At 61.3% G+C, this 20,514-nt stretch carries 23 protein-coding genes and 1 pseudogene; 21 read left to right on the top strand and 3 right to left on the bottom strand.

All coding sequences use genetic code 11. The features are described 5' to 3' along the window. Positions 1 to 2: 2 nt before the first annotated feature. Positions 3 to 404, bottom strand: a complete 402-nt coding sequence (locus tag ACMXYJ_RS31255) for a helix-turn-helix domain-containing protein (protein WP_415758227.1) — start codon at positions 402 to 404, stop codon at positions 3 to 5. After that, a pseudogene (locus ACMXYJ_RS31260) lies at positions 401 to 697 on the bottom strand (type II toxin-antitoxin system HigB family toxin). The gene ACMXYJ_RS31255 and the pseudogene ACMXYJ_RS31260 overlap by 4 nt, the downstream one beginning before the upstream one ends. Before the next feature lie 196 nt (positions 698 to 893). On the opposite strand from ACMXYJ_RS31260, the gene trxC reads away from it, so the two are divergent. Beyond that, positions 894 to 1,328, top strand: a complete 435-nt coding sequence (trxC, locus tag ACMXYJ_RS31265) for a thioredoxin TrxC (protein ID WP_415758228.1) — start codon at positions 894 to 896, stop codon at positions 1,326 to 1,328. Between the two features lie 10 nt (positions 1,329 to 1,338). Here the strand turns inward: trxC and ACMXYJ_RS31270 are convergent, their stop codons facing one another. After that, complete coding sequence (locus ACMXYJ_RS31270; RefSeq protein ID WP_008149632.1) at positions 1,339 to 2,109, bottom strand: ParA family protein; 771 nt, start codon at positions 2,107 to 2,109, stop codon at positions 1,339 to 1,341. 354 nt (positions 2,110 to 2,463) lie between these two features. Here ACMXYJ_RS31270 and ACMXYJ_RS31275 point away from each other — a divergent pair, with 354 nt between their 5' ends. From ACMXYJ_RS31275 to ACMXYJ_RS31370, 20 genes are read left to right on the top strand one after another with little or no spacing between them, the layout of a single operon-like run. Beyond that, positions 2,464 to 3,189: a beta-ketoacyl synthase chain length factor gene (locus tag ACMXYJ_RS31275; RefSeq protein ID WP_415758229.1), complete on the top strand. Its 726-nt coding sequence runs from the start codon at positions 2,464 to 2,466 to the stop codon at positions 3,187 to 3,189. Continuing rightward, entirely contained in the window at positions 3,165 to 3,974 is an 810-nt protein-coding gene (locus tag ACMXYJ_RS31280) for a lysophospholipid acyltransferase family protein (protein ID WP_415758230.1), read from the top strand. The genes ACMXYJ_RS31275 and ACMXYJ_RS31280 overlap by 25 nt, the downstream gene beginning before the upstream one ends. Then, entirely contained in the window at positions 3,955 to 4,215 is a 261-nt protein-coding gene (locus ACMXYJ_RS31285; protein WP_008149626.1) for a phosphopantetheine-binding protein, read from the top strand. Before ACMXYJ_RS31280 ends, ACMXYJ_RS31285 begins: the two co-directional genes overlap by 20 nt. A 9-nt stretch (positions 4,216 to 4,224) precedes the next feature. Further along, positions 4,225 to 4,479, top strand: a complete 255-nt coding sequence (locus ACMXYJ_RS31290; protein ID WP_007992314.1) for an acyl carrier protein — start codon at positions 4,225 to 4,227, stop codon at positions 4,477 to 4,479. Beyond that, the gene (locus tag ACMXYJ_RS31295; protein ID WP_415758231.1) at positions 4,476 to 5,021 is read left to right on the top strand and encodes a hypothetical protein; all 546 of its coding nucleotides are present in this window, start codon (positions 4,476 to 4,478) and stop codon (positions 5,019 to 5,021) included. Before ACMXYJ_RS31290 ends, ACMXYJ_RS31295 begins: the two co-directional genes overlap by 4 nt. Next, positions 5,018 to 6,700 carry an AMP-binding protein gene (locus tag ACMXYJ_RS31300; RefSeq protein WP_415758232.1) on the top strand — a complete coding sequence of 561 codons (1,683 nt, stop codon included), beginning with the start codon at positions 5,018 to 5,020 and terminating at the stop codon, positions 6,698 to 6,700. Before ACMXYJ_RS31295 ends, ACMXYJ_RS31300 begins: the two co-directional genes overlap by 4 nt. Beyond that, complete coding sequence (locus ACMXYJ_RS31305; RefSeq protein ID WP_415758233.1) at positions 6,693 to 7,427, top strand: glycosyltransferase family 2 protein; 735 nt, start codon at positions 6,693 to 6,695, stop codon at positions 7,425 to 7,427. The genes ACMXYJ_RS31300 and ACMXYJ_RS31305 overlap by 8 nt, the downstream gene beginning before the upstream one ends. Further along, positions 7,424 to 8,365, top strand: a complete 942-nt coding sequence (locus ACMXYJ_RS31310) for a glycosyl transferase (protein WP_415758234.1) — start codon at positions 7,424 to 7,426, stop codon at positions 8,363 to 8,365. The genes ACMXYJ_RS31305 and ACMXYJ_RS31310 overlap by 4 nt, the downstream gene beginning before the upstream one ends. Beyond that, entirely contained in the window at positions 8,346 to 9,890 is a 1,545-nt protein-coding gene (locus tag ACMXYJ_RS31315; protein ID WP_415758235.1) for an HAL/PAL/TAL family ammonia-lyase, read from the top strand. Before ACMXYJ_RS31310 ends, ACMXYJ_RS31315 begins: the two co-directional genes overlap by 20 nt. Then, complete coding sequence (locus ACMXYJ_RS31320) at positions 9,883 to 10,308, top strand: acyl-CoA thioesterase (RefSeq protein ID WP_056741216.1); 426 nt, start codon at positions 9,883 to 9,885, stop codon at positions 10,306 to 10,308. Before ACMXYJ_RS31315 ends, ACMXYJ_RS31320 begins: the two co-directional genes overlap by 8 nt. After that, positions 10,305 to 10,907 (top strand): outer membrane lipoprotein carrier protein LolA, encoded by a 603-nt coding sequence (locus tag ACMXYJ_RS31325; protein WP_415758236.1) that lies wholly within the window; start codon positions 10,305 to 10,307, stop codon positions 10,905 to 10,907. Before ACMXYJ_RS31320 ends, ACMXYJ_RS31325 begins: the two co-directional genes overlap by 4 nt. Beyond that, positions 10,891 to 13,230: an MMPL family transporter gene (locus ACMXYJ_RS31330; protein ID WP_415758237.1), complete on the top strand. Its 2,340-nt coding sequence runs from the start codon at positions 10,891 to 10,893 to the stop codon at positions 13,228 to 13,230. The genes ACMXYJ_RS31325 and ACMXYJ_RS31330 overlap by 17 nt, the downstream gene beginning before the upstream one ends. Then, positions 13,227 to 14,387 (top strand): sodium:proton antiporter, encoded by a 1,161-nt coding sequence (locus ACMXYJ_RS31335; protein WP_415758238.1) that lies wholly within the window; start codon positions 13,227 to 13,229, stop codon positions 14,385 to 14,387. Before ACMXYJ_RS31330 ends, ACMXYJ_RS31335 begins: the two co-directional genes overlap by 4 nt. Beyond that, positions 14,374 to 15,621, top strand: coding sequence for an NAD(P)/FAD-dependent oxidoreductase (locus ACMXYJ_RS31340; protein WP_415758239.1), 1,248 nt, complete (start codon positions 14,374 to 14,376; stop codon positions 15,619 to 15,621). The genes ACMXYJ_RS31335 and ACMXYJ_RS31340 overlap by 14 nt, the downstream gene beginning before the upstream one ends. Next, on the top strand, positions 15,618 to 16,343 hold the full coding sequence (locus tag ACMXYJ_RS31345; RefSeq protein WP_415758240.1) for a class I SAM-dependent methyltransferase: 726 nt from the start codon (positions 15,618 to 15,620) through the stop codon (positions 16,341 to 16,343). The genes ACMXYJ_RS31340 and ACMXYJ_RS31345 overlap by 4 nt, the downstream gene beginning before the upstream one ends. Further along, complete coding sequence (locus ACMXYJ_RS31350) at positions 16,343 to 16,825, top strand: hypothetical protein (protein WP_415758241.1); 483 nt, start codon at positions 16,343 to 16,345, stop codon at positions 16,823 to 16,825. The genes ACMXYJ_RS31345 and ACMXYJ_RS31350 overlap by 1 nt, the downstream gene beginning before the upstream one ends. After that, positions 16,822 to 18,018, top strand: coding sequence for a beta-ketoacyl-[acyl-carrier-protein] synthase family protein (locus ACMXYJ_RS31355; RefSeq protein ID WP_415758242.1), 1,197 nt, complete (start codon positions 16,822 to 16,824; stop codon positions 18,016 to 18,018). The genes ACMXYJ_RS31350 and ACMXYJ_RS31355 overlap by 4 nt, the downstream gene beginning before the upstream one ends. Continuing rightward, positions 18,015 to 18,476 carry a hotdog family protein gene (locus tag ACMXYJ_RS31360; RefSeq protein ID WP_095127485.1) on the top strand — a complete coding sequence of 154 codons (462 nt, stop codon included), beginning with the start codon at positions 18,015 to 18,017 and terminating at the stop codon, positions 18,474 to 18,476. Before ACMXYJ_RS31355 ends, ACMXYJ_RS31360 begins: the two co-directional genes overlap by 4 nt. Next, complete coding sequence (locus ACMXYJ_RS31365; protein ID WP_415758243.1) at positions 18,473 to 19,201, top strand: 3-ketoacyl-ACP reductase FabG2; 729 nt, start codon at positions 18,473 to 18,475, stop codon at positions 19,199 to 19,201. Before ACMXYJ_RS31360 ends, ACMXYJ_RS31365 begins: the two co-directional genes overlap by 4 nt. Then, positions 19,201 to 20,427: a beta-ketoacyl-ACP synthase gene (locus tag ACMXYJ_RS31370; protein ID WP_282481062.1), complete on the top strand. Its 1,227-nt coding sequence runs from the start codon at positions 19,201 to 19,203 to the stop codon at positions 20,425 to 20,427. Before ACMXYJ_RS31365 ends, ACMXYJ_RS31370 begins: the two co-directional genes overlap by 1 nt. Positions 20,428 to 20,514: the final 87 nt, after the last annotated feature.

Here is a 20,514-nt window from a genome sequence, read left to right on the forward strand (position 1 = left end):
GGTCAGATAAAAGTCTCCACCGACACTCCGAAGCGCTCGGCCAACCAGCGGATCTGCCGCAGGTTGAGCTGACGCTTGCCGCTCAAGATCTCGGATACCACCGATTGGGTGCCGACGCCGGGTAGCTCGCTTTGGCTCAATCCGTGTTCGCGCATCATGTAGCCGAGAACCTCTGCACCAGAGGCCTCGCGCATGGGGTGATGATCACGATCCCACTCTGCAATCCAGTCACCGATGATGTCCACCAAGCTCATCAGCGGATGGGACTCATCATCGCCCGTCATCTCGAGCAACTCGTCTAGCGCCTGCGCCAACATGTCATAGTCATCTTCATTTTTTGGTTTGCGCAGCACAGGCGAGACGAACTCCCAATGCTCGGCCGCATTTTTAATCAAAACGCTCATCCCTTCTCCTCCTTCCATTTTCCCCGGTCATACTCGCGATGATCCAGCACATGCTTGATATAAAGCTTCTGCGGCCGGTATCTGACAAAAGCAATCTAGCGCAGCTTGTTTCCCCCGATATCGAATACGTGAAATTCCCCTACCTTGTCGGTCGCAGGAAACACCGCCTTCATTGCTGCAAAATCCCCTGGATTGTTGCGTTTGACCTGTCGATACCATTGATCGAGCGCATTCGCTGCCTGAGGCCATTTTTCCTTGGCTTCCCAGATTCGTTTTTCAATGAACACATGCATGCAATCTCCTTATCGCATTTTGCTATGGAAGAGTTAAACACAGACGGTGAATATCGCAAGATGCGATATTCACGAGCGGACCAATGGTCCAGCCGGCGGCTCCCTCAGCCTAGATAGGCCGTGTCCTTCTGCACGATTGAAAATGTGAGCAGACGTCTCCACATAGAGATGATCGGCTTCTTACAGGATCATCCGCATGACCGACCCACTCCTCATCCCCTGCCCTCACTGCAACGGCCTCAACCGCATCCCCGCCGAACGCCTCAACGACCATCCAAAATGCGGCCGCTGCAAAGCCGAAGTCCTGCTGAGTAAACCCTTCGAACTGAAGCAAAGCGATTACGCCAGCCAGATCAAAGGCGATCTGCCGCTGCTGGTGGACGTTTGGGCGGAGTGGTGTGGGCCGTGCAAGTCGTTTGCGCCAGTGTTCGAGCAGGCGGCGGTGCAATTGGCAGGCAAGTGTCGACTGGCCAAGCTGGACAGCGAGGCAAACCAGCAGCTGTCGGCGCAGTTGGGGATTCGTTCGATCCCGAGCCTGATTCTGTTCAAGAACGGCCGGGAAGTGGCACGCCAGAGCGGGGCCTTCCCGTTACCGCAGTTGATGAGTTGGTTGCGCAGTCAGGGCATCTGACCCTGAGCGGTCAGGCGTTTTCCAGCAGGTTGTGAAGATCGACGAATTGCTGCGTCAGCTTATGACGCGGGTCGAGGTGGATCAGCGGCGTGTTGGCCTGGTGGGATTCGCGCATGCGCACCGAGCTGCCCAGGTACACCGGTAATACCGGCAGACCTTCGGCGATCAGTTCGTCGAGAATTTGCTGAGGCAGACTGGCGCGAGCCTGGAACTGGTTAACGACGATCCCTTCGACTTCCAGTCCTTCATTATGGTCGTCCTTCAATTCTTCGATTTCCGCCAACAGGCCATACAACGCCTGACGCGAGAAGCTGTCGCAATCGAAGGGAATCAGTACACGGTCAGCGGCAATCAACGCAGATACCGCGTAGAAATTCAGCGCTGGCGGGGTATCGAGGTAGATCCGGTCGTAATCGCCATCCAGCTCCTCAAGCAATTTGCGCAGCTTGTTGATCTTGTGTTTGGCCTCAAGCTTGGGCTGCAAGTCAGCTAGCTCGGCAGTGGCGGTGATGACGTGGAGGTTGTCGAACGGGGTTTCGTAGATATCGACCTGGTTTTTCTTCGCGAACGGTCCGGAAGACAGGGTCTGTTTGAAAAAATCGGCAATGCCCATAGGAATGTCATTACCGGTGAGCCCCGTCAGGTACTGAGTGGAGTTGGCCTGGGCATCGAGATCCACCAACAGCGTGCGATAACCCTCGCTGGCACTGACCGCCGCCAGATTGCAGGCAATGCTGGATTTGCCTACGCCACCTTTCTGATTGAACACCACGCGCCGCATGTCAAAACCTCCGTGTATCAAAGAATGACCGAGTGTAGTAGTCCACGGCGCTGCTTAGCTACCTCGCCGGCATAGGGACTACACAGTCATCGGCAATCTCTCAATAAAAAAGCCGCTAACTCTGCCGTTGACCACCGACAGAGACGACAGACATGCCCACCACAATGTGGATAATGGCCAAGTGACAGCCACGCACGAACCAACCGGTACATTTCATTGAGCAAAATGTAACCATCATTTGCTACACGCCCGCCGCAACGGGATAATGCGCGCCACTCGGCGCTAAGCGCTACGTAAGGTAGTTCGCGTTTTTTGCGACTCACCGCGTCAAAGAAGCCCGCAAGGGCGGGATGAATGTCTGTGATCAATTTCAACATCGCCCAATGGCGCGCGTGGGCCCCTGGGCTCGAAAGCGTGGACGATTGGCAGGCCTGGAGCCGACAACCGGTCGTGCTTGCGAGCAGCGATGCCGCACCCGACGTCTCGTTTTTGCCGGCCATGCAGCGCCGGCGACTCAGTCGTCTGGCGCGGATGGCGTTCAGTGTCGGCTGGCCATTGGCCGATGGCCGCCAGGACCTACCGTTGGTCTTTATTTCTCGCCACGGCGAAACCCCGCGCACTTTCGATATCCTCAGCGATCTGGCTGCCGAGCAGCCGCTGTCGCCGACTCAATTCAGCCTGTCCGTGCACAACGCGATCATCGGCCTGTGGTCGATCATGCGCGGCGAAACCAGTGAAATGACGGCCCTCGCTGCAGCCGGCGACGGCCTTGAACACGGCATGCTAGAGGCCGCGGCCTTGCTTTCCGAGGGTGCTCCCGCGGTACTGCTGATCGTTACCGAAGAGCAACCGCCCGAGGCCTACTCGACCTGGATCGACGACGTGCCGTTCCCTTACGCGGTAGGCCTGTTGATCACCCCCGGCAACGACTGGCAGTTGTCCCTGAACAGCGCCGCGGATGAGTTGTCCAAAGCCCACTGGCCCCATGCCCTGAACCTATTGAGTACCCTGCTCGGCCAGCAGACAACCTGCCAACATGCCTGGAAAAATCGTGTATGGACCTGGCAACGCAACCTGTAACCGAAAAAAACCGCGACGCCTATTACTGGCGCCTGCTGGCTACCGCCGCAAGCTTCACCCTGTTCGGGTTGGGCGGGCTGTGCCTGCGGCTTGTGGTTTTCCCGCTACTGAACTGCCTGCCCGGCGATGCCCTGACACATCGGCGGCGAGCGCGGCACACTGTTGCTCGCCTGTTCTGGTTTTTTGTGCGGTTCATGGCTCGCACCGGTGTGCTGACTTACGACATCCAGGGCGCCGAAAAACTCGGTCGACCGGGGCAAATGATCATTGCCAATCACCCGTCGCTGATTGATGTGGTGTTCCTGATCGGCCTGGTGCGCCACGCCAACTGCGTGGTCAAGAAAAGTCTCTGGGAGAACCCGTTTACCCGCGGCCCGCTGCGCTGCATCGAATACATCAGCAACGACGGCAGCATGGACATGCTCGATGCCGCTGCCGACGCGCTGAAAAGCGGCCAGACCCTGATCATCTTTCCTGAAGGCACCCGCACTCAGCCCGGTCAGGCGCCAGCCTTCCATCGGGGTGCTGCGGCAATTGCTCTGCGCGGTGCGAAAATCCTCACCCCGGTGATCATCAAGGTCAACCCGACCACGTTGACCAAGGCCGAGCCCTGGTATCGGATCCCCAAACGCCGTGTGCACTTCAGTTTCCGTGTCGGGGCCGATATAGACCCACAAGCCTTCGCGGCGTGTGGCCCTGCTCCTCAGGCCTCGCGCAAGCTCAATGACTATTTGCATCATTACTATATTAAGGAGCTCGCCGAAGATGAGCGATCTACACCGTGAAATCAAAGAACTGATCATCGACGCCCTGGGCCTTGAAGACATCAGCGCACAAGACATCGGCGACGACCAGACGCTGTTCGGCGAAGGCTTGGGCCTGGATTCGGTAGACGCTCTGGAACTCGGCCTGGCGATCCAGAAAAAATACGGCATCAAAATCGACGCCGACGCCAAAGACACCCGCAATCACTTCAGCAACGTGGCGAGCCTTGCGGCGTTCGTCACTGCAAAACAGGCAGCTTGAGACCGGACCATGCAAACTCGTGACGACATCTTCAACACCCTGCGCGATGCTCTGGTCGAACTCTTCGAGCTGGACCCCGAGCGCGTAAGCCTCGAATCCAACCTGTATCAGGACCTGGAAATCGACAGCATTGACGCGGTCGACCTGATCGATCACATCAAACGCCAGACCGGCAAGAAAATCGCTGCCGAAGAGTTCAAATCGGTGCGTACCGTCAGCGACGTGGTCGAGGCGGTCTACCGTCTGGTTCAGCCGGCCGCATGAGCCGACTGATCGGCCTCGGCCTGCTGCTGGCGGGCCTGCTGTACCCCTTCGCGGTGTATTTCGGCATGGAGCATTTCGCGCCGTGGCAGTTTGGTCTGCTGCTGGGCAGCCTGTGGCTGGCCCGGGCACTGTTGGGTACGCGCAAGCCCGGCAGTCTGTGGATGGCGATCACTGCGATCACTTTTTGCCTGTTGCTGGCGCTGTTCGACAGCCCGCTGTTGCTGCGCTGGTACCCGGTGCTGATCAGTGCGTTCATGCTCGGGCTGTTTGGCCTGAGCCTGAAATACGGCCCGCCGATCATCGAACGCCTGGCGCGCATGCGTGAACCGCAACTGCCGGCCAAGGCGATTGTTTATACCCGCCAGGTGACGATCGTCTGGTGCGTGTTTTTCTTCTTTAACGGTTTGCTCGCCGCCGCCCTGACCCTCTGGGCGCCGCTGAGTTGGTGGATGTTGTACACCGGCCTGATTTCCTACGGATTGATGGGCCTGCTGTTTGCCATTGAATGGCTGATACGACAACGGGTACGAGGCCACCCATGAATTGGATAAAACTTGAGCACCTGCTGCTCAAGGCGCAACCGGAACGTGCCGTGACGGCCGAACCGGCTCTGAATCACGCGCAACTGTGCGAACAGGCGTTAAGCCTCGCCGCGGGCCTGCAAACCCAAGGTGTGCGGCGCATTGCCGTGCACCTTGAGGACGCCGCCGACCTGGCGATTGCCCTGCTCGGTGCCTGGCGTGCCGGGGTCAGCGTGCTGCTGCCCGCGGACCTGCAAGCCCAGACTCGCCAGCGCTGGTCGACCGAAGTCGATCTGTGGCTGACCGATCAGGGCGATGACGCGCACCTGAGCGATTATCGGCATCCGCCGTTGATGGCCGCCGCGCTGGATCTGGATCGCTGTTCGCTGAGCCTGTGCACGTCCGGCTCCAGTGGCGAGCCCAAGCGCATCGACAAAACCCTGCGCCAACTGGCCAATGAAGTCGAAGCACTGGAACTGCTCTGGGGCGCCGATCTTGGCGCGGCTTGCATCATCGGCAGCGTCGCCACTCAACATATCTACGGATTGTTGTTTCGGGTGCTCTGGCCGCTGTGCGCCGGGCGCTCGTTTGTGCGCAAGCAGCTGGCATTCCCTGAAGACCTGCAGCGCGCCAGCCGCGAACACCCGGTGTTCGCCTGGGTCGCCAGCCCGGCGCTGCTCAAGCGCATGGGCGACAACCTCGACTGGCCCGCATTAAGTGCAGTTCGCCGAGTATTTTCTTCCGGTGGTGCATTGCCGGCCGAGGCTGCACAAAGCCTTCAGCAACGCCTGCAGCAATGGCCGACGGAAATCCTTGGCAGCTCGGAAACCGGCGGGATCGCCTGGCGTCAGGGCCATGCGCTCTGGCAGCCCTTTGCTGACATCAAGTTAAGCCAGGACAGCGACGGTGCTCTGCTCATTGCTTCGCCGTACTTGCCTCCCGGGCATATCGAACACACCGCGGATGCCGCGCGAATCGCTGCCGACGGCCGATTCGAACTGCTCGGACGGCTGGACCGGATCGTCAAACTGGAAGAAAAACGTATCTCTCTACCCATGCTGGAACAGGCACTAATGGCCCACAACTGGGTAGCCGAAGCGCGTCTTGGCGTGGTTCAGGAAAACCGTGCTTCATTGGGTGCGCTGCTGGTGCTGACCGAGTCAGGCCTGCATGCGCTGCGCAATCAGGGTCGACGCACCCTTACGCAAGAACTGCGTCAGCATCTGAGCCAGCATTGCGAAGCCCTGGCCCTGCCACGACGCTGGCGCCTGCTGCGGCAACTGCCACTGAACGCTCAGGGCAAACTGCCCCAGGCCACCGTTGAAGCCCTGCTGCTGGCGCCGCGTCCAAAGACGCCTGAAGTGCTGGATCAAGTCGAAGTCGATGGCGAATGGAGCCTGCAACTGGCGGTACCACCCGACCTCGCCTACTTCAGCGGTCACTTCCCCCAGGCGCCGGTATTGCCCGGCGTGGTGCAAGTGGAGTGGGCGCTAACCCTGGGTCAGCAATTGATGGACCTGCCGGCAAAATTCGCCGGCATGGAAGTGCTGAAATTCCAGCAACTGGTACGCCCCGGCGATGAAGTCCAGCTGCACCTGCGCTTCGATCCGACGCGCAGCAAGTTGTATTTCACCTATCGCAACGAGACCGCAACCTGCTCCAGTGGGCGAATCTTGCTGGAGGCGGCAGGCGATGCATAACCCCTGCGCAATCGTCCCGGTCTACAACCACGAAACCGCTATCACCACGGTGGTTGATGCGCTGCTCGCCAGCCGCCTGCCATGCATTTTGGTGGACGATGCCAGCAGCCCGGCCTGCGCAAAGGTGCTTGATCAACTGGCCCTGCGCGACAACGTTTTCCTGATCCGGCTCGGCGCCAACCAGGGCAAGGGTGGCGCGGTCATGACTGGCATGCGCGAAGCCTCGCGCCTGGGCTTCAGCCATGCCTTGCAGGTGGACGCCGACGGTCAGCATGATCTGCAAGACGTCCAGACTTTCATCGAACTGTCACGCGCCCATCCCGAGGCGGTGATCTGCGGCTACCCGCGTTACGACGCCAGCGTGCCGAAAGGTCGTTTGTACGCCCGCTACCTGACTCACGTCATGGTCTGGATCAACACCCTGTCGTTGCAGATTCGCGATTCCATGTGCGGTTTCCGCGTTTATCCGTTACCACCGACCCTGGCGCTGATCAATTCGGCGAAGATCGGCAAGCGCATGGACTTCGACTCGGACATTCTCGTACGACTGGCCTGGCGCAATCTGCCCATGCAATGGCTGCAAACCAACGTCCATTACCCGCTGGATGGCGTCTCGCATTTCCGCCTGTTCCACGACAACGTGCTGATTACAAGCATGCACACCCGGTTGTTCTTCGGCATGTTGCTGCGGGCGCCAGTGATCCTCTGGCGACGGTGGCGAGCATGAGCGCAGACAAGGAACACTGGGCTGATCGCCAGGAGCGCGGCAGTTTCTGGTTGATGAAGTTCACCGCGGTCTGCGCAAAAGTCTTGGGCCGTCGGTTGTTGAGCCCGCTGCTGTACGGCATCGTTCTGTACTTTTTCCTGTTCGGGCGCAGCGCCCGTCACAGCGCCTGGCAATACCAGCAGAGGCTCGCCGACTGGAGTGGTCGCAACGAATTACGCCCGACCCATTGGCGAGTGTTCGGACAGTTCATGGCCTTCGCCGACTCCATGCTCGACAAGCTCGACGTATGGAACGGCAAGTTGAGCATCGAGCAGATTGAAATCATCGACCCGGCATTGCTGCGCAATCAACTGCGCGGCACCCGCGGGCAGATGCTGGTGGGCGCGCATTTGGGCAATCTCGAGGTCTGCCGTGCGCTGGCCGAGATCGGCGAAAAAGTCACGATGAACGTGCTGGTGCACACCAAGCATGCCGAGCAATTCAACCGCTTGCTGGGTGAAGCCGGCGCGACCAATTTGCGGCTGATTCAGGTCAGCGAGCTGGACCCGCTGATCATGCTGCAACTCCATGAACGCCTGGAGCGCGGCGAGTGGCTGGCGATTGCCGGCGATCGCGTGCCGCTGCACGGCGGGCGTAGCGTGACGGTGGACTTCCTCGGCCATCAAGCCGCGTTCCCTCAGGGCCCATGGTTGCTGGCCGGTCTGCTGAAATGCCCGATCAACCTGATGCTGTGCCTGAAGAAGCCAACGGGCGACTATCGACTGACCCTCGAACCGTTCGCCGAGGCCGTGGTGTGGAAGCGCAGCGACCGCGAGCAGGTCATTCATCAGTGGGCCTCCCGCTATGCCGAACGCTTGGGTCACTATTGCCTTGAAGCGCCCCAACAATGGTTCAACTTTTACCCTTTCTGGAAGACCGATGACGACGCCAACGCTTGAGCCGGTAACCTTCGGCGAACTCCCTTTGCGCATCGAAGACGTGCTGGCCCTGGCCAACCGTCAGGTGCCGACGCAGTTGCAAAGCGACCCTGCGTACCGCGAGCGTATCGCCAAGGGTGCACGATTCCTGGACTCCTTGCTGGACAAGGAAGGCGTGATCTACGGCGTGACCACCGGCTACGGCGATTCTTGCGTGGTCGCGGTGCCGCTGCATCATGTCGAGGCCTTGCCCCGTCATCTGTACACGTTCCACGGCTGCGGCTTGGGCAAACTGCTCGACGCACAAGCCACTCGCGCGGTGCTGGCGGCGCGTTTGCAGTCGCTGTGCCACGGCGTGTCCGGGGTGCGTGTGGAACTGTTGGAACGCCTGCAAGCCTTCCTCGAACACGACATTCTGCCGCTGATTCCGGAAGAAGGTTCAGTGGGCGCCAGCGGTGATTTGACGCCGTTGTCTTACGTCGCCGCGACCTTGTCCGGCGAGCGTGAAGTGATGTTCCGTGGCGAACGCCGCCAAGCGGCCGACGTACACCGCGAACTCGGTTGGGAGCCGCTGGTCCTGCGCCCGAAAGAAGCGTTGGCGCTGATGAACGGCACCGCCGTCATGACCGGTCTCGCGTGCCTGGCCTACGCCCGCGCCGATTACCTGCTGCAACTGGCCACGCGCATCACCGCGCTGAATGTGGTCGCATTGCAAGGCAACCCCGAGCACTTCGACGAGCGCCTGTTCGCCGCCAAACCGCATCCGGGGCAAATGCAAGTTGCCGCGTGGCTGCGCAAGGATCTGGCGATCGACGCGCCGACCGCGCCGCTGCATCGCCTGCAAGACCGCTATTCCCTGCGTTGCGCCCCCCACGTCCTCGGCGTGCTGGCCGACAGCCTGAACTGGCTGCGCTCATTCATCGAGATCGAGCTCAACAGCGCCAACGACAACCCGATCATCGACGCCGAAGCCGAACGCGTGCTGCACGGCGGGCACTTCTACGGCGGCCACATCGCGTTCGCCATGGACAGCCTGAAAAACCTGGTGGCCAACGTCGCCGACCTGCTTGATCGTCAACTCGCCTTGCTGGTGGACGAGCGTTACAACCACGGCTTGCCAAGCAACCTGTCCGGCGCCACCGCGGATCGCGCGATGCTCAACCACGGCTTCAAAGCCGTGCAGATCGGCACCAGTGCCTGGACCGCCGAAGCGCTGAAAAACACCATGCCGGCCAGCGTCTTCTCGCGCTCCACCGAGTGCCACAACCAGGACAAAGTGAGCATGGGCACCATCGCCGCCCGCGATGCAATCCGTGTGCTGGAGCTGACCGAACAGGTTGCCGCTGCCACCCTGCTGACCGCCAACCAAGGCGTCTGGCTGCGCAGCAAGGCCGAGGATGCGCGCCCGTTGCCGCCAGCCTTGGCCGAAATGCACGAAGAACTGGCCAAGGACTTCCCGCCAGTCATCGAAGACCGCGCGCTGGAAGGCGAACTGCGCCTGTGCCTGAAGCGAATTGCCGAGCAACACTGGAGGCTGCATGCGTAGCAAGGGAGTGCTTCACACCGATACGGAAATCCTCGTGCCGTTCTTTGATGTCGACACCATGAACGTCGTCTGGCACGGCCATTACATCAAGTACCTGGAAGTCGCCCGCTGCGCGCTGCTGGACAAGATCGGCCACAACTACACGGCGATGGTCGAGTCGGGCTACGCGTGGCCAGTGATCGATCTGCAACTGCGTTATGTGCGCGGCGCCGTGTTCGGCCAAAAGCTCAACGTGCGCGCCAATCTGGTGGAATGGGAGAACCGTCTGAAGATCAGCTACCTGATCAGCGATCTGCAAACCGGAGAACGCTTGACCCGCGCCAGTTCCGTGCAGGTCGCCGTCGACATGAGCAGCCGCGAAATGCAGCTGGCCTCACCCAAGGTCTTCACCGACGCTGTCGAAAGGATGCTCGCATGACCCCGTTTTTCAAATGCCTCGGCGCGTTGGCGCTGCTTGGGTTGTCATCGATCGCTCAGGCTTTTGATTTGCAGCAGTTGAGCGATCAACTGGCAAAACCTGACGTGATCCACGGCAACTTCATCCAGGAAAAACACCTGCGCGCCCTGCCCCAGCCGCTGACCAGCAAGGGCACTTTCGTCCTCGCTAAAAACCACGGCTTGCTCTGGCTGCTGAAAACCCCACTGCAACAGGATTACCGCATCAGCGACAAAGGCATTGCCCGGCGAGACGCCAACGGTTGGCAAATGCTGCCGAGCAAGAGTGCCGGCGCCGAGCAGAACCGCTTGTTCCTCGCCGTACTGCAAGGTGACAGCAGCGGGCTGCAACGGGACTTCGAGCTTTCACTGAGCGGCGACGCACAGAACTGGAAGCTGACGCTGACCCCACGCTCCATGCTACTCAAGCAGGTGTTCACTCATATCAACATTGCCGGTGGCGAACTGGTGCACAGCATCGAGCTGCTCGAAACCCAGGGCGACAGCACGCTTTTGCGCATGCAGGACAGCACAAGCGCCCAACCGTTGAGCGATGCGGAGCAACATGACTTTGCCGAGTGAACGGAGTCTTCCGCGGCTGTTTCTGATCCTGCTGCTGGCGGTGCTCGCGCTCGCCGGCTGGCAATGGCGTGACGGCGCCCCGCTGTCGGCCAACCTGATGGAACTGGTGCCGGGCACGGCGCCGGACGCGTTGGAACTGCGCGCCGAACAACGCATGCAAGAACCGCTGAACCGAGAAATGCTGGTGCTGGTCGGCCACACCGATCGCCAGCAAGCGGTCGCCATGGCGCAGAAGCTGGGCGAGCAATGGCAGGCCAGCGGCTTGTTCGAAAAGGTCCAGTGGAACCTGCAAGCCGACTTGCCGGCGCTGCGCACGCAATTGCTCAATGGCCGACTGGCGATGCTCTCAGCGGCTGACCGGCAGCAACTCATTGAGCATCCCGACGCCTTTATCCAGCAGCGAGTGCAAGCGCTGTTCGACCCTTTCACCGGTTTCAGTCTGGTGCCGAGTCAGGATGACTGGCTGGGCCTGACCGGGCGCATCCAGAACAGCCAGCCGCAGCACGGTTCGGTGCAACTGGACATCGGCAGCGGTGCGCTGGTCGCCGATGCCGACGGCAAGAGTTGGGTGCTGCTGCGCTCGCGCACCACGGGCAACGCCTTCGACATGAACCTGCCGCTGCAAGTGGCCGACCTGCTCCAGCACAGCCGTGAACAAGCCGCACAGGCCAACGTTCAATTGCTTGCCGCCAGCGGCTTGCTCTATGCGGCCAGTGGGCAAAAGCAAGCCACCCGGGAAATGACCTGGGTCGGTGGCGGCGCCACGGTGGGCATTCTGTTGATGTTGCTGCTGGCCTTCCGGCGCTGGCGGGTGTTGCTGGCCTTCGTCCCGGTGCTGGTCGGCATGCTCTTCGGTGCGGTGGCCTGCGTGGCGCTGTTCGGCCATATGCATGTGATGACGCTGGTGCTCGGTTCGAGCCTGATCGGCGTGGCGGTCGATTACCCGCTGCATTACCTGTCCAAGAGCTGGAGCCTGAAACCCTGGCACAGTTGGCCGGCCCTGCGCCTGACGTTGCCGGGCCTGACGCTGAGCCTGATCACCAGTTGCATCGGTTACCTGGCCCTGGCCTGGACACCGTTCCCGGCGCTGACCCAGATTGCCGTGTTCTCTGCCGCCGGCCTGCTCGGCGCTTATTTGTCCGCCGTGTGCCTGCTGCCGGCACTGCTCAAGGGCACAGATTTGCGTCCGGCGCAGTGGCCGCTGCGGGTGGCCGAGTATTTGCTGGGGCGCCGGGAAGCGTTGCTCAAACTCGCGAGCACGCCAGTGCTGCTGGCGCTGCTGATTGCCTTTTGTGTGGGCGGTCTGCTGCAGCTCGACACCAAAAACGACATTCGCCAGTGGGTCGGTGCACCGCAGCAACTGACTGACGAAGCACAAACCATTGCACGCATCACCGGCTATCAACCCACCAGCCAGTTCTTCCTGGTGCGCGCGGCCAATCAGCAGCAACTGCTGGAACGAGAAACCGCGCTGAGCGAGCGACTGGATCAGTTGGTCAATCTGGAAAAACTCCAGGGTTATCTGTCGCTCAATCAATTGGTCAGCCAACCCACCGAACAGCAGAAAGTGCGTGAAGCGCTGAACAAGTTGCCGCAGTTCTGGCAACCGCTGCTCGATGTCGGCGTGCCGGCCGAGGCGCTGCAAGCAGAGCTCACGAAGTTGCAGGCACTGCCCTCCGAAGACATCGACGCGGCGCTGGCCGGTCCGTTGGCGGAACCCTACCGCACGCTGTGGCTGGGACCGACCGATGACGGTGTGGCGGCGATGGTCAGCCTGCAAGGGCTGAACAATCCTGCCCTGCTGCGCGTCCAGGCGCTGGATTTGCCGGGCGTGGAACTGGTGGATCGCCTCGGGGAGTTGAACAAGGTGTTCGCCGACACCCAGATCAGTGCCGCAGAGTTGAAGCTCGCTTCCTGCGTGCTGATCGTGCTGGTGCTGATCCTGCCGTTCGGCTTCGGCGGCGCGCTGCGGATCGTTGCCCTGCCGCTGCTGGCCGCGCTGTGCAGCCTGGCCAGTCTCGGCTGGCTAGGGCAACCGCTGACGCTGTTCAGCCTGTTCGGCCTGCTGCTGGTGACGGCCATCAGCGTCGATTACGCGATCCTCATGCGAGAACAGGTCGGCGGCGCTGCCGTGAGCCTGTTGGGCACCTTGCTGGCGGCGCTGACCACCTGGCTGTCGTTCGGTCTGCTGGCGGTGTCCAGCACGCCGGCGGTGAGCAACTTTGGTCTGTCGGTGAGCCTCGGGCTGGCGTTCAGCTTCATCCTTGCGCCTTGGGCCGGACGCCAGGTTCACACTGCCCCGGTCACGGAGTCGGCAACATGATGATCGCCGTGTTCTGGGTCATGGCCCTGGCGTTGTTCGCCGTGGCCACCCGTGTCGGTCGTCACTTCGGCGTGATCCCGATTGTCAGCCAGTTGCTGCTGGCCACCTTCGGCCTGCCGCTGCTGATGTACTTCTGGATCGAACCCCAGTGGCAATTGAGCGGCGCCGCGCTGGTCGCGCCGACCTGGCTGAAAAACGTCTACAGCCTGAGTTTTGCGTTGTTGCTGGGGCACATTCTCAGTGACGTGATTGACCTGCGACTCGACCGCCAGAGCCTGAAAATCGCCCTGCCGAGTTTCTGTATTCCCTTTGCCTGCGGCCTAGCGACTGCAGTGTGGCTGTTACCGCCGCAACCCTGGATCAGTTCGCTGGCGGTCGGCCTGCTGTTCGCCATCACCGCGATTCCGGTGTTGTATTTGTACCTGCGGCACATCAAATACCCGCCTGCCGCCACCCGGCGACTGGTGCAGACCGCCATCCTGATCGACCTCACTTGCTGGACCCTGTTCGCCATCGCCCAGGGCAGCCTGCACCTGAGTAGCCTCTTGCTGCCCCTGGCCGGCGCCTGCCTGCCGCTGCTGCTGCGCCTGCTCCGATTGCGCCAGCCGCTGCTGCACAGCGGTTGCTTCTTCGCACTGCTGGTCGTGGCGGAACACTTCAAGCTCAATGCGCTGATTTTCGGCATCGGTTACCTGCTGTGGATGGCCGCGCTCAAAGTGCCGCTGGTGCTGCCGTTGCCGGTGATCTGGATGAGTCACTTGCAGACGTATATCGCGATCCCGCTGATCCTCACGTTCGGCATCGTGCAAATCAACGTCCACGCGGCCATGGCCAGCCTCGGCTGGGTGCAACTGGCGGCACTGCTGCTGTTCCCGATTGCCAGCAAATTGCTGGGCAACTGGCTGGGCCTCGGCTGGGCCGGCGCCTCGTTTGAAGGCGCCAGTCGCTGGCGGGAAAGTGTCTTGCTGAATATTCGTGGCTTGAGCGAGATCGTCTTTCTCAACCTGCTGCTGCAACAACAACTCATCAGCCCGGCGCTGTACTTCGCGCTGATGGTGATGGGCCTGATCGCGACACTGCTGCCGGCACTCGCCGGTATGCACCGACCCCCTCTGAACATCGCCGTCCCGGCAAGGAGCCCCCGTGCCAACAGTTGAAATGGAACATCGCCAGGTCGTGGTGATCGGTGCAGGTCCGTCGGGTGCCATCGCCGCCGCGCTGCTCAAGCGCAGAGGTCATGACGTATTGATGATCGAACGCCAGCATTTCCCAAGGTTTTCCATCGGTGAAAGCCTGCTGTCCCACTGCCTGGATTTCGTCGAAGAAGCCGGCATGCTCGAGGCGGTGAACGCCGCCGGATTCCAGCTGAAAAACGGTGCGGCATTCGCTTGGGGCGAGCAATACAGCGCCTTTGATTTCGGCGAGACGTTCAGCAACGGCAAGCCGACTACCTTTCAGGTCCAGCGTGCCGATTTCGACAAGCTGCTGGCCGATCAGGCCGCGCTGCAAGGCGTCGACGTTCGGTACGGCGAAGCCATCGTCAGCGTCGATTTCACCTTGCCGAAACCGCAGCTCGATGTGCTTCGCGAAGACGGCAGTCAGTACCGCGTCGAAGCCGATTTCGTGCTGGATGCCAGCGGCTACGGCCGTGTGTTGCCGCGTTTGCTCGACCTTGAAGCGCCGTCGGATTTCCCGGTGCGCCAGGCCGTGTTCACCCACGTCGAAGACCACATCGACAACCCAACCTTCGAGCGCGAAAAAATCCTCATCACCACCCATCCGATCCACCGCGACATCTGGTTCTGGACCATCCCGTTCAGCAACGGCCGTTGCTCGGTGGGCGTGGTCGCGGCAGCCGAACACTTCGAAGGCCGCATGGAGAATCTGGACGAGTGCCTGCGTGGGTTTATCGCTGAAACCCCAAGCCTGGCGGGTGTGTTGAACAACGCCGTGTGGGATACGCCTGCTCGAACCATCGGCGGCTACTCGGCCAACGTCAAAACCCTCCACGGGCCAGGCTTTGCCCTGCTCGGCAACGCCGCGGAATTCCTCGACCCGGTGTTCTCCTCCGGCGTGACCATCGCCATGCGCTCGGCGAGCATGGCCGCCGCAGTTCTGCATCGCCAACTGCAAGGCGAAAATGTCGATTGGCAGACTGAGTTCGCCATTCCGCTCAAGCGCGGCGTCGACACGTTCCGTTGCTACGTCGAAGGCTGGTACGCCGGGACGTTCCAGGATGTGATTTATCATGAGGGCGGCTCGCCGGATATTCGCCGCATGATCAGTTCGATTCTGGCCGGGTATGCCTGGGACGAGCGCAATCCGTTCGTCGCCGAACCCAAGCGCCGGCTGCGGATGCTCTCGGAGCTCTGTGCAAAGGACGCCACATGAGCTACTTGATCGACACCTACGTCGAAGAAACCCGCTTTGGTTTCTGGTTCCTGCGCAGCCACACCTGGCAACACCATGTTCTGCGGGTGGCAATCAGCGATTTGCGCAGTCTGTTCAGCGAAACACCGCCGAGCAATCCGGTGCTGCTGGATGCCGGTTGCGGTCAGGGCAAGTCGTTCCAGTACCTGCGCCAGACCTTTGCGCCCCAGCGCCTGATCGGTCTGGACGCCGACCCTCACAGCCTGAAGCTGGCCGGCGAAGAAGCCGTCCGTCAGGGCATGGAGGTGGAGTTGACCGGCAGCGACTGCGCGAGCATCAACGTCCCGGACGCCAGCGTCGACCTGCTGTTCTGTCACCAGACCTTCCATCATCTGGTGCAGCAGGAACAGGCACTGGCCGAGTTCTACCGCGTGCTCAAGCCCGGTGGCTATCTGCTGTTCGCCGAATCCACCGAGGCTTACATTGATACCTGGGTGATCCGCTGGTTGTTCCGCCATCCGATGCACGTACAGAAGAGCGCCGCCGGGTACCTGGACATGATTCGCCAGCAGGGTTTCGAACTCGGCCCGCAAAACGTGTCTTATCCATACTTGTGGTGGAGCCGCGCCAAGGATTTCGGCCTGTTTGAACGCTTGGGTCTGCGCCGGCCGAAGCCCTTTGGCCAACGGGAAGAAACCCTGGTCAATGTGGTCGCGCGCAAACCCCTTGATAGGTGTGCCTGATGATCCGTTTTCTGCTTTTGGGTTGCGTCCTGTTGCTGAGCGCCTGCGCCAGCCGGGCGCCGCTGCCCGAGCAAACCCCGAACCTGTCGTTGCCGCTGCAATTGCACATCCAGCGCCTGATGGCCGACCAACGGCAGGACTGGGTGCTGGTGATCCAGCGTGAAGGCCCTGGCATTCGCTGGTCGATGATGGACTTGCTGGGCATTCCCCAGGCACGCCAGAAACTGGTCGATGGCGAGTGGCAGGCTGACGGTCTGCTGCCGCCCAACCCGGAAGCGCGAGAGTTGTTCGCCGCGCTGCTGTTTGCGCTGACCCCCAAAGATGAACTGTCGGGCAACTACCCCGCCGCGTGGCAGCATGGTTCGCAACGGTCCTTGCCAGCGCACTGGGAAGTCCGCTACTCACAACCCATGAGCTTTGAATTGAACCTGCCCAAAGGCCCGAAATATCAAGTCACGCCGCTCAGTGGGGACACGCCATGACGGCCTACCTGAATGCCCTCGGGGTGATCTGCGCCCTGGGCCGTGACAAGTCCGAAGTCGCCCGCAACCTGTTTGCCGGCGACTGTTCGGGCATGCGCAATGAGGCCGGCTGGGTGGCGGAACGGTCATTGCCCGTGGCAGCAGTTCAAGACGAACTGGCGCCGATCCCGGCTGAGCTTGCGCCGCAAGACACCCGCAATAATCAATTGCTGCTGGAAGCCGCGCTGCAAATTCGCGAAGACATCGACCAGGCGATCCAGACCTACGGCCGCGACCGCATCGGTATCGTTCTGGGCACCAGCACCTCGGGCATCGACGAAGCCAGTCGCGGCCTGGCCCATTACATCCGCGAGCATCAGTTCCCGGCCGATTACGACTATCAGCAACAGGAACTCGGCGCTCCGGCGAACTTCCTCGCCGACTGGCTGCAACTGAGCGGCCCGGCGTATGTGATTTCCACGGCCTGCACCTCCAGCGCCCGGGCGTTGATGAGTGCTCAGCGACTGCTGGACTTGGGCATTTGCGACGCGGTGCTGTGCGGCGGTGTCGACAGCCTGTGCAAGCTGACCCTCAATGGGTTCTCAGCGCTGGAAGCGGTGTCCGGGCAACGCTGCAACCCGTTTTCGGTGAACCGTAACGGCATCAACATAGGCGAAGCGGCGGTGCTGTTTTTGATGAGCAAAAATGTCGGCGACAGCCAGCCAATTGCCCTGCTCGGCAGTGGCGCCAGCTCCGATGCACATCACATTTCTGCGCCGGAACCGACCGGCCGTGGCGCCCTGCAAGCGATGCGCAAAGCCTTGAGCCGAGCACAACTGCAACCGCAGCAGATCGATTACCTGAACCTGCACGGCACCGCCACCCAACACAACGACGCCATGGAAAGCCTGGCGGTGGCGACGTTGTTCCCGGCGGGTGTGCCGTGTTCGTCGACCAAACCCATGACCGGCCACACCCTCGGGGCGGCCGGCGCTCTGGAAGCGGCGTTCTGCTGGTTGAGCCTGAGTGCAGGCAACCGCGAGCACGCCTTGGCGCCCCATGTCTGGGACAGCCAACCGGACCCCGATTTGCCAGCCCTGAAATGGGTGACCCCGGCCGATCGCCTGACGTCCATTGCACCTCGCTATCTGATGAGCAATTCCTTTGCCTTCGGTGGTAACAACGTCAGCCTGATTATCGGAGACGCCCCATGATTGACTGGCCGATCGCCGAACTGCTGCCGCACGCTGGCGACATGATCTTCATCGAGCAGATCCTGTCGTTCGATGACGAGCAGATTTACACCCGCCTCACGGTCAGACCCGATGGCCTGTTCAACCGCCCGGACGGCAGCCTGCCGGCCTGGGTCGGCATCGAACTGATGGCCCAGAGCGTCGCCGCCTACGCCGGTTGCCATGCGCGCCAGCGTGGCGATGCGGTAGAGCTGGGGTTTCTGCTCGGCACCCGCAAATTCGAATGCAACGTCGAGCACTTCCCCGCTGGCACCGAGCTGACCATCCACGGCATCCGCTCGCTGGAAGACGACAACGGCATGGGCGTGTTCGAATGCCACATCACCGCCCCTGGCATTCACGCCACCGCTCGTCTGAACGTGTTCCGTCCGCCTCAGGCCGCTCAATACCTTCATGAAACCCAAGGAACCCAGCCATGACTGAATCCGTACTGATCACCGGTTCCAGCCGTGGCATCGGCCGCGCTATCGCTTTGCGTCTGGCCCAGGCCGGGCATGACATCGTGCTGCATTGCCGCAGCGGCCTGACGGACGCTGAAGCCGTGAAGGCCGAAATCGAAGCCTTGGGGCGCAACGTGCGCATTCTGCAATTCGACGTGTCCGATCGCGCCAATTGCAGAGCCATTCTCGAAGCCGATGTGGAAACCCACGGCGCCTACTACGGCGTGGTGCTGAACGCCGGCCTGACACGCGACGGTGCTTTTCCGGCCTTGAGCGAGGATGATTGGGATGTGGTGATGCGCACCAACCTCGACGGTTTCTACAACGTGCTGCACCCGGTGATGATGCCGATGATTCGTCGTCGCGCGGCCGGACGGATTGTTTGCATCACCTCGGTGTCCGGGTTGATCGGCAACCGTGGCCAGGTCAACTACAGCGCTTCCAAGGCCGGGTTGATCGGCGCGGCGAAGGCGTTGGCGATCGAGTTGGGCAAGCGCAAAATTACTGTTAACTGTGTCGCACCCGGCTTGATCGACACCGCGATGCTCGATGAAAACGTGCCGGTGGAAGAAATGATGAAAATGATTCCCGCACAACGCATGGGCACCCCGGAAGAGGTGGCCAGCGCGGTGAATTTCCTGATGTCCGCGGAAGCGTCGTACATCACCCGGCAGGTTCTGGCCGTTAACGGAGGCCTGTGCTGATGAAGCGCGTCGTCGTCACCGGCATGGCCGGCATCACCTCACTCGGTAGCGATTGGGACACCATCGCCGCTAACTTCGCGGCCAACCGCAGCGGTATCCGCCGGATGGACGAGTGGGATCGTTTCACCGAACTCAACACGCGCCTGGCGGGGCCGATCGACGACTTCAAGGTCCCGAGCCACTGGACCCGCAAACAATTGCGCAGCATGGGCCGGGTCTCGCGCCTGGCGGTCGGCGCGGCAGAACAGGCATTGGCCGATGCCGGGCTGTTGGGTGACCCGTCGATCAAGGACGGGCGCATGGGCGTTTCCTGCGGCTCATCCACCGGTAGCACCGACGAGATCAAGGCGTTCGGCAACATGCTGCTCAACTCGGTGGCCGAGGGCCTGAACGCCAACTCTTATGTGCGCATGATGCCGCACACCACAGCGGCGAATATCAGCATCTTCTTCGGCCTCACCGGTCGGCTGATCCCGACCTCCAGCGCTTGCACCAGCGGCAGCCAGGGCATCGGTTATGCCTACGAGTCGGTCAAGTTTGGTCGCCTGCCATTGATGCTCGCCGGCGGCGCTGAAGAGCTGTGCCCGACCGAAGCGATGGTCTTCGATGCGCTCTACGCCACCAGCCTGAAAAACGATGCGCCGCAGACGTCCCCACGCCCCTACGACAGCGGCCGCGATGGCCTGGTGATCGGTGAAGGCAGCGGCATGCTGGTGCTCGAAGAACTCGAACACGCATTGGCTCGCGGTGCGCACATCCACGCCGAACTCGTCGGTTTCGGCAGCAACGCCGACGGCCAGCACGCCACCCGCCCAGAGCAGGTCACCATGCGCCGAGCCATGGAGCTGGCCCTGGAAGACGCAGGGCTGCAACCTTCAGACATCGGCTACGTGAATGGTCACGGCACCGCGACTGAACAGGGCGACATTGCCGAAACACTGGCAACGAGCGCGTTGTTCGGTGAGCACATGCCGATCAGCTCGCAGAAGAGCTTCCTCGGTCACACCCTTGGAGCCTGCGGTGCGCTGGAATCCTGGTTCAGCATCGAAATGATGAACCGCGACCTGTACATCCACACCCTCAACCTCGACGACGTCGACCCTCACTGCGGCAAACTCGATTACCTGCGCGGCGAGTTCCGGCAGATGAGCAACCAATACGTGATGAACAACAACTTTGCGTTTGGTGGGGTTAATACTTCGCTGATCTTTCGGCGTTGGTCGTAACTGGGAAGTAGGTGATTGATCCTTCCCACGCAGGAGCGGGGGAAGGATCAGTCAATCCCATCTACACTCGCTGAATCAGACCGCATG

It is taken from the genome of Pseudomonas arabinosi (assembly GCF_047758675.1).
GTDB classification, from domain to species: Bacteria; Pseudomonadota; Gammaproteobacteria; order Pseudomonadales; family Pseudomonadaceae; genus Aquipseudomonas; species Aquipseudomonas arabinosi.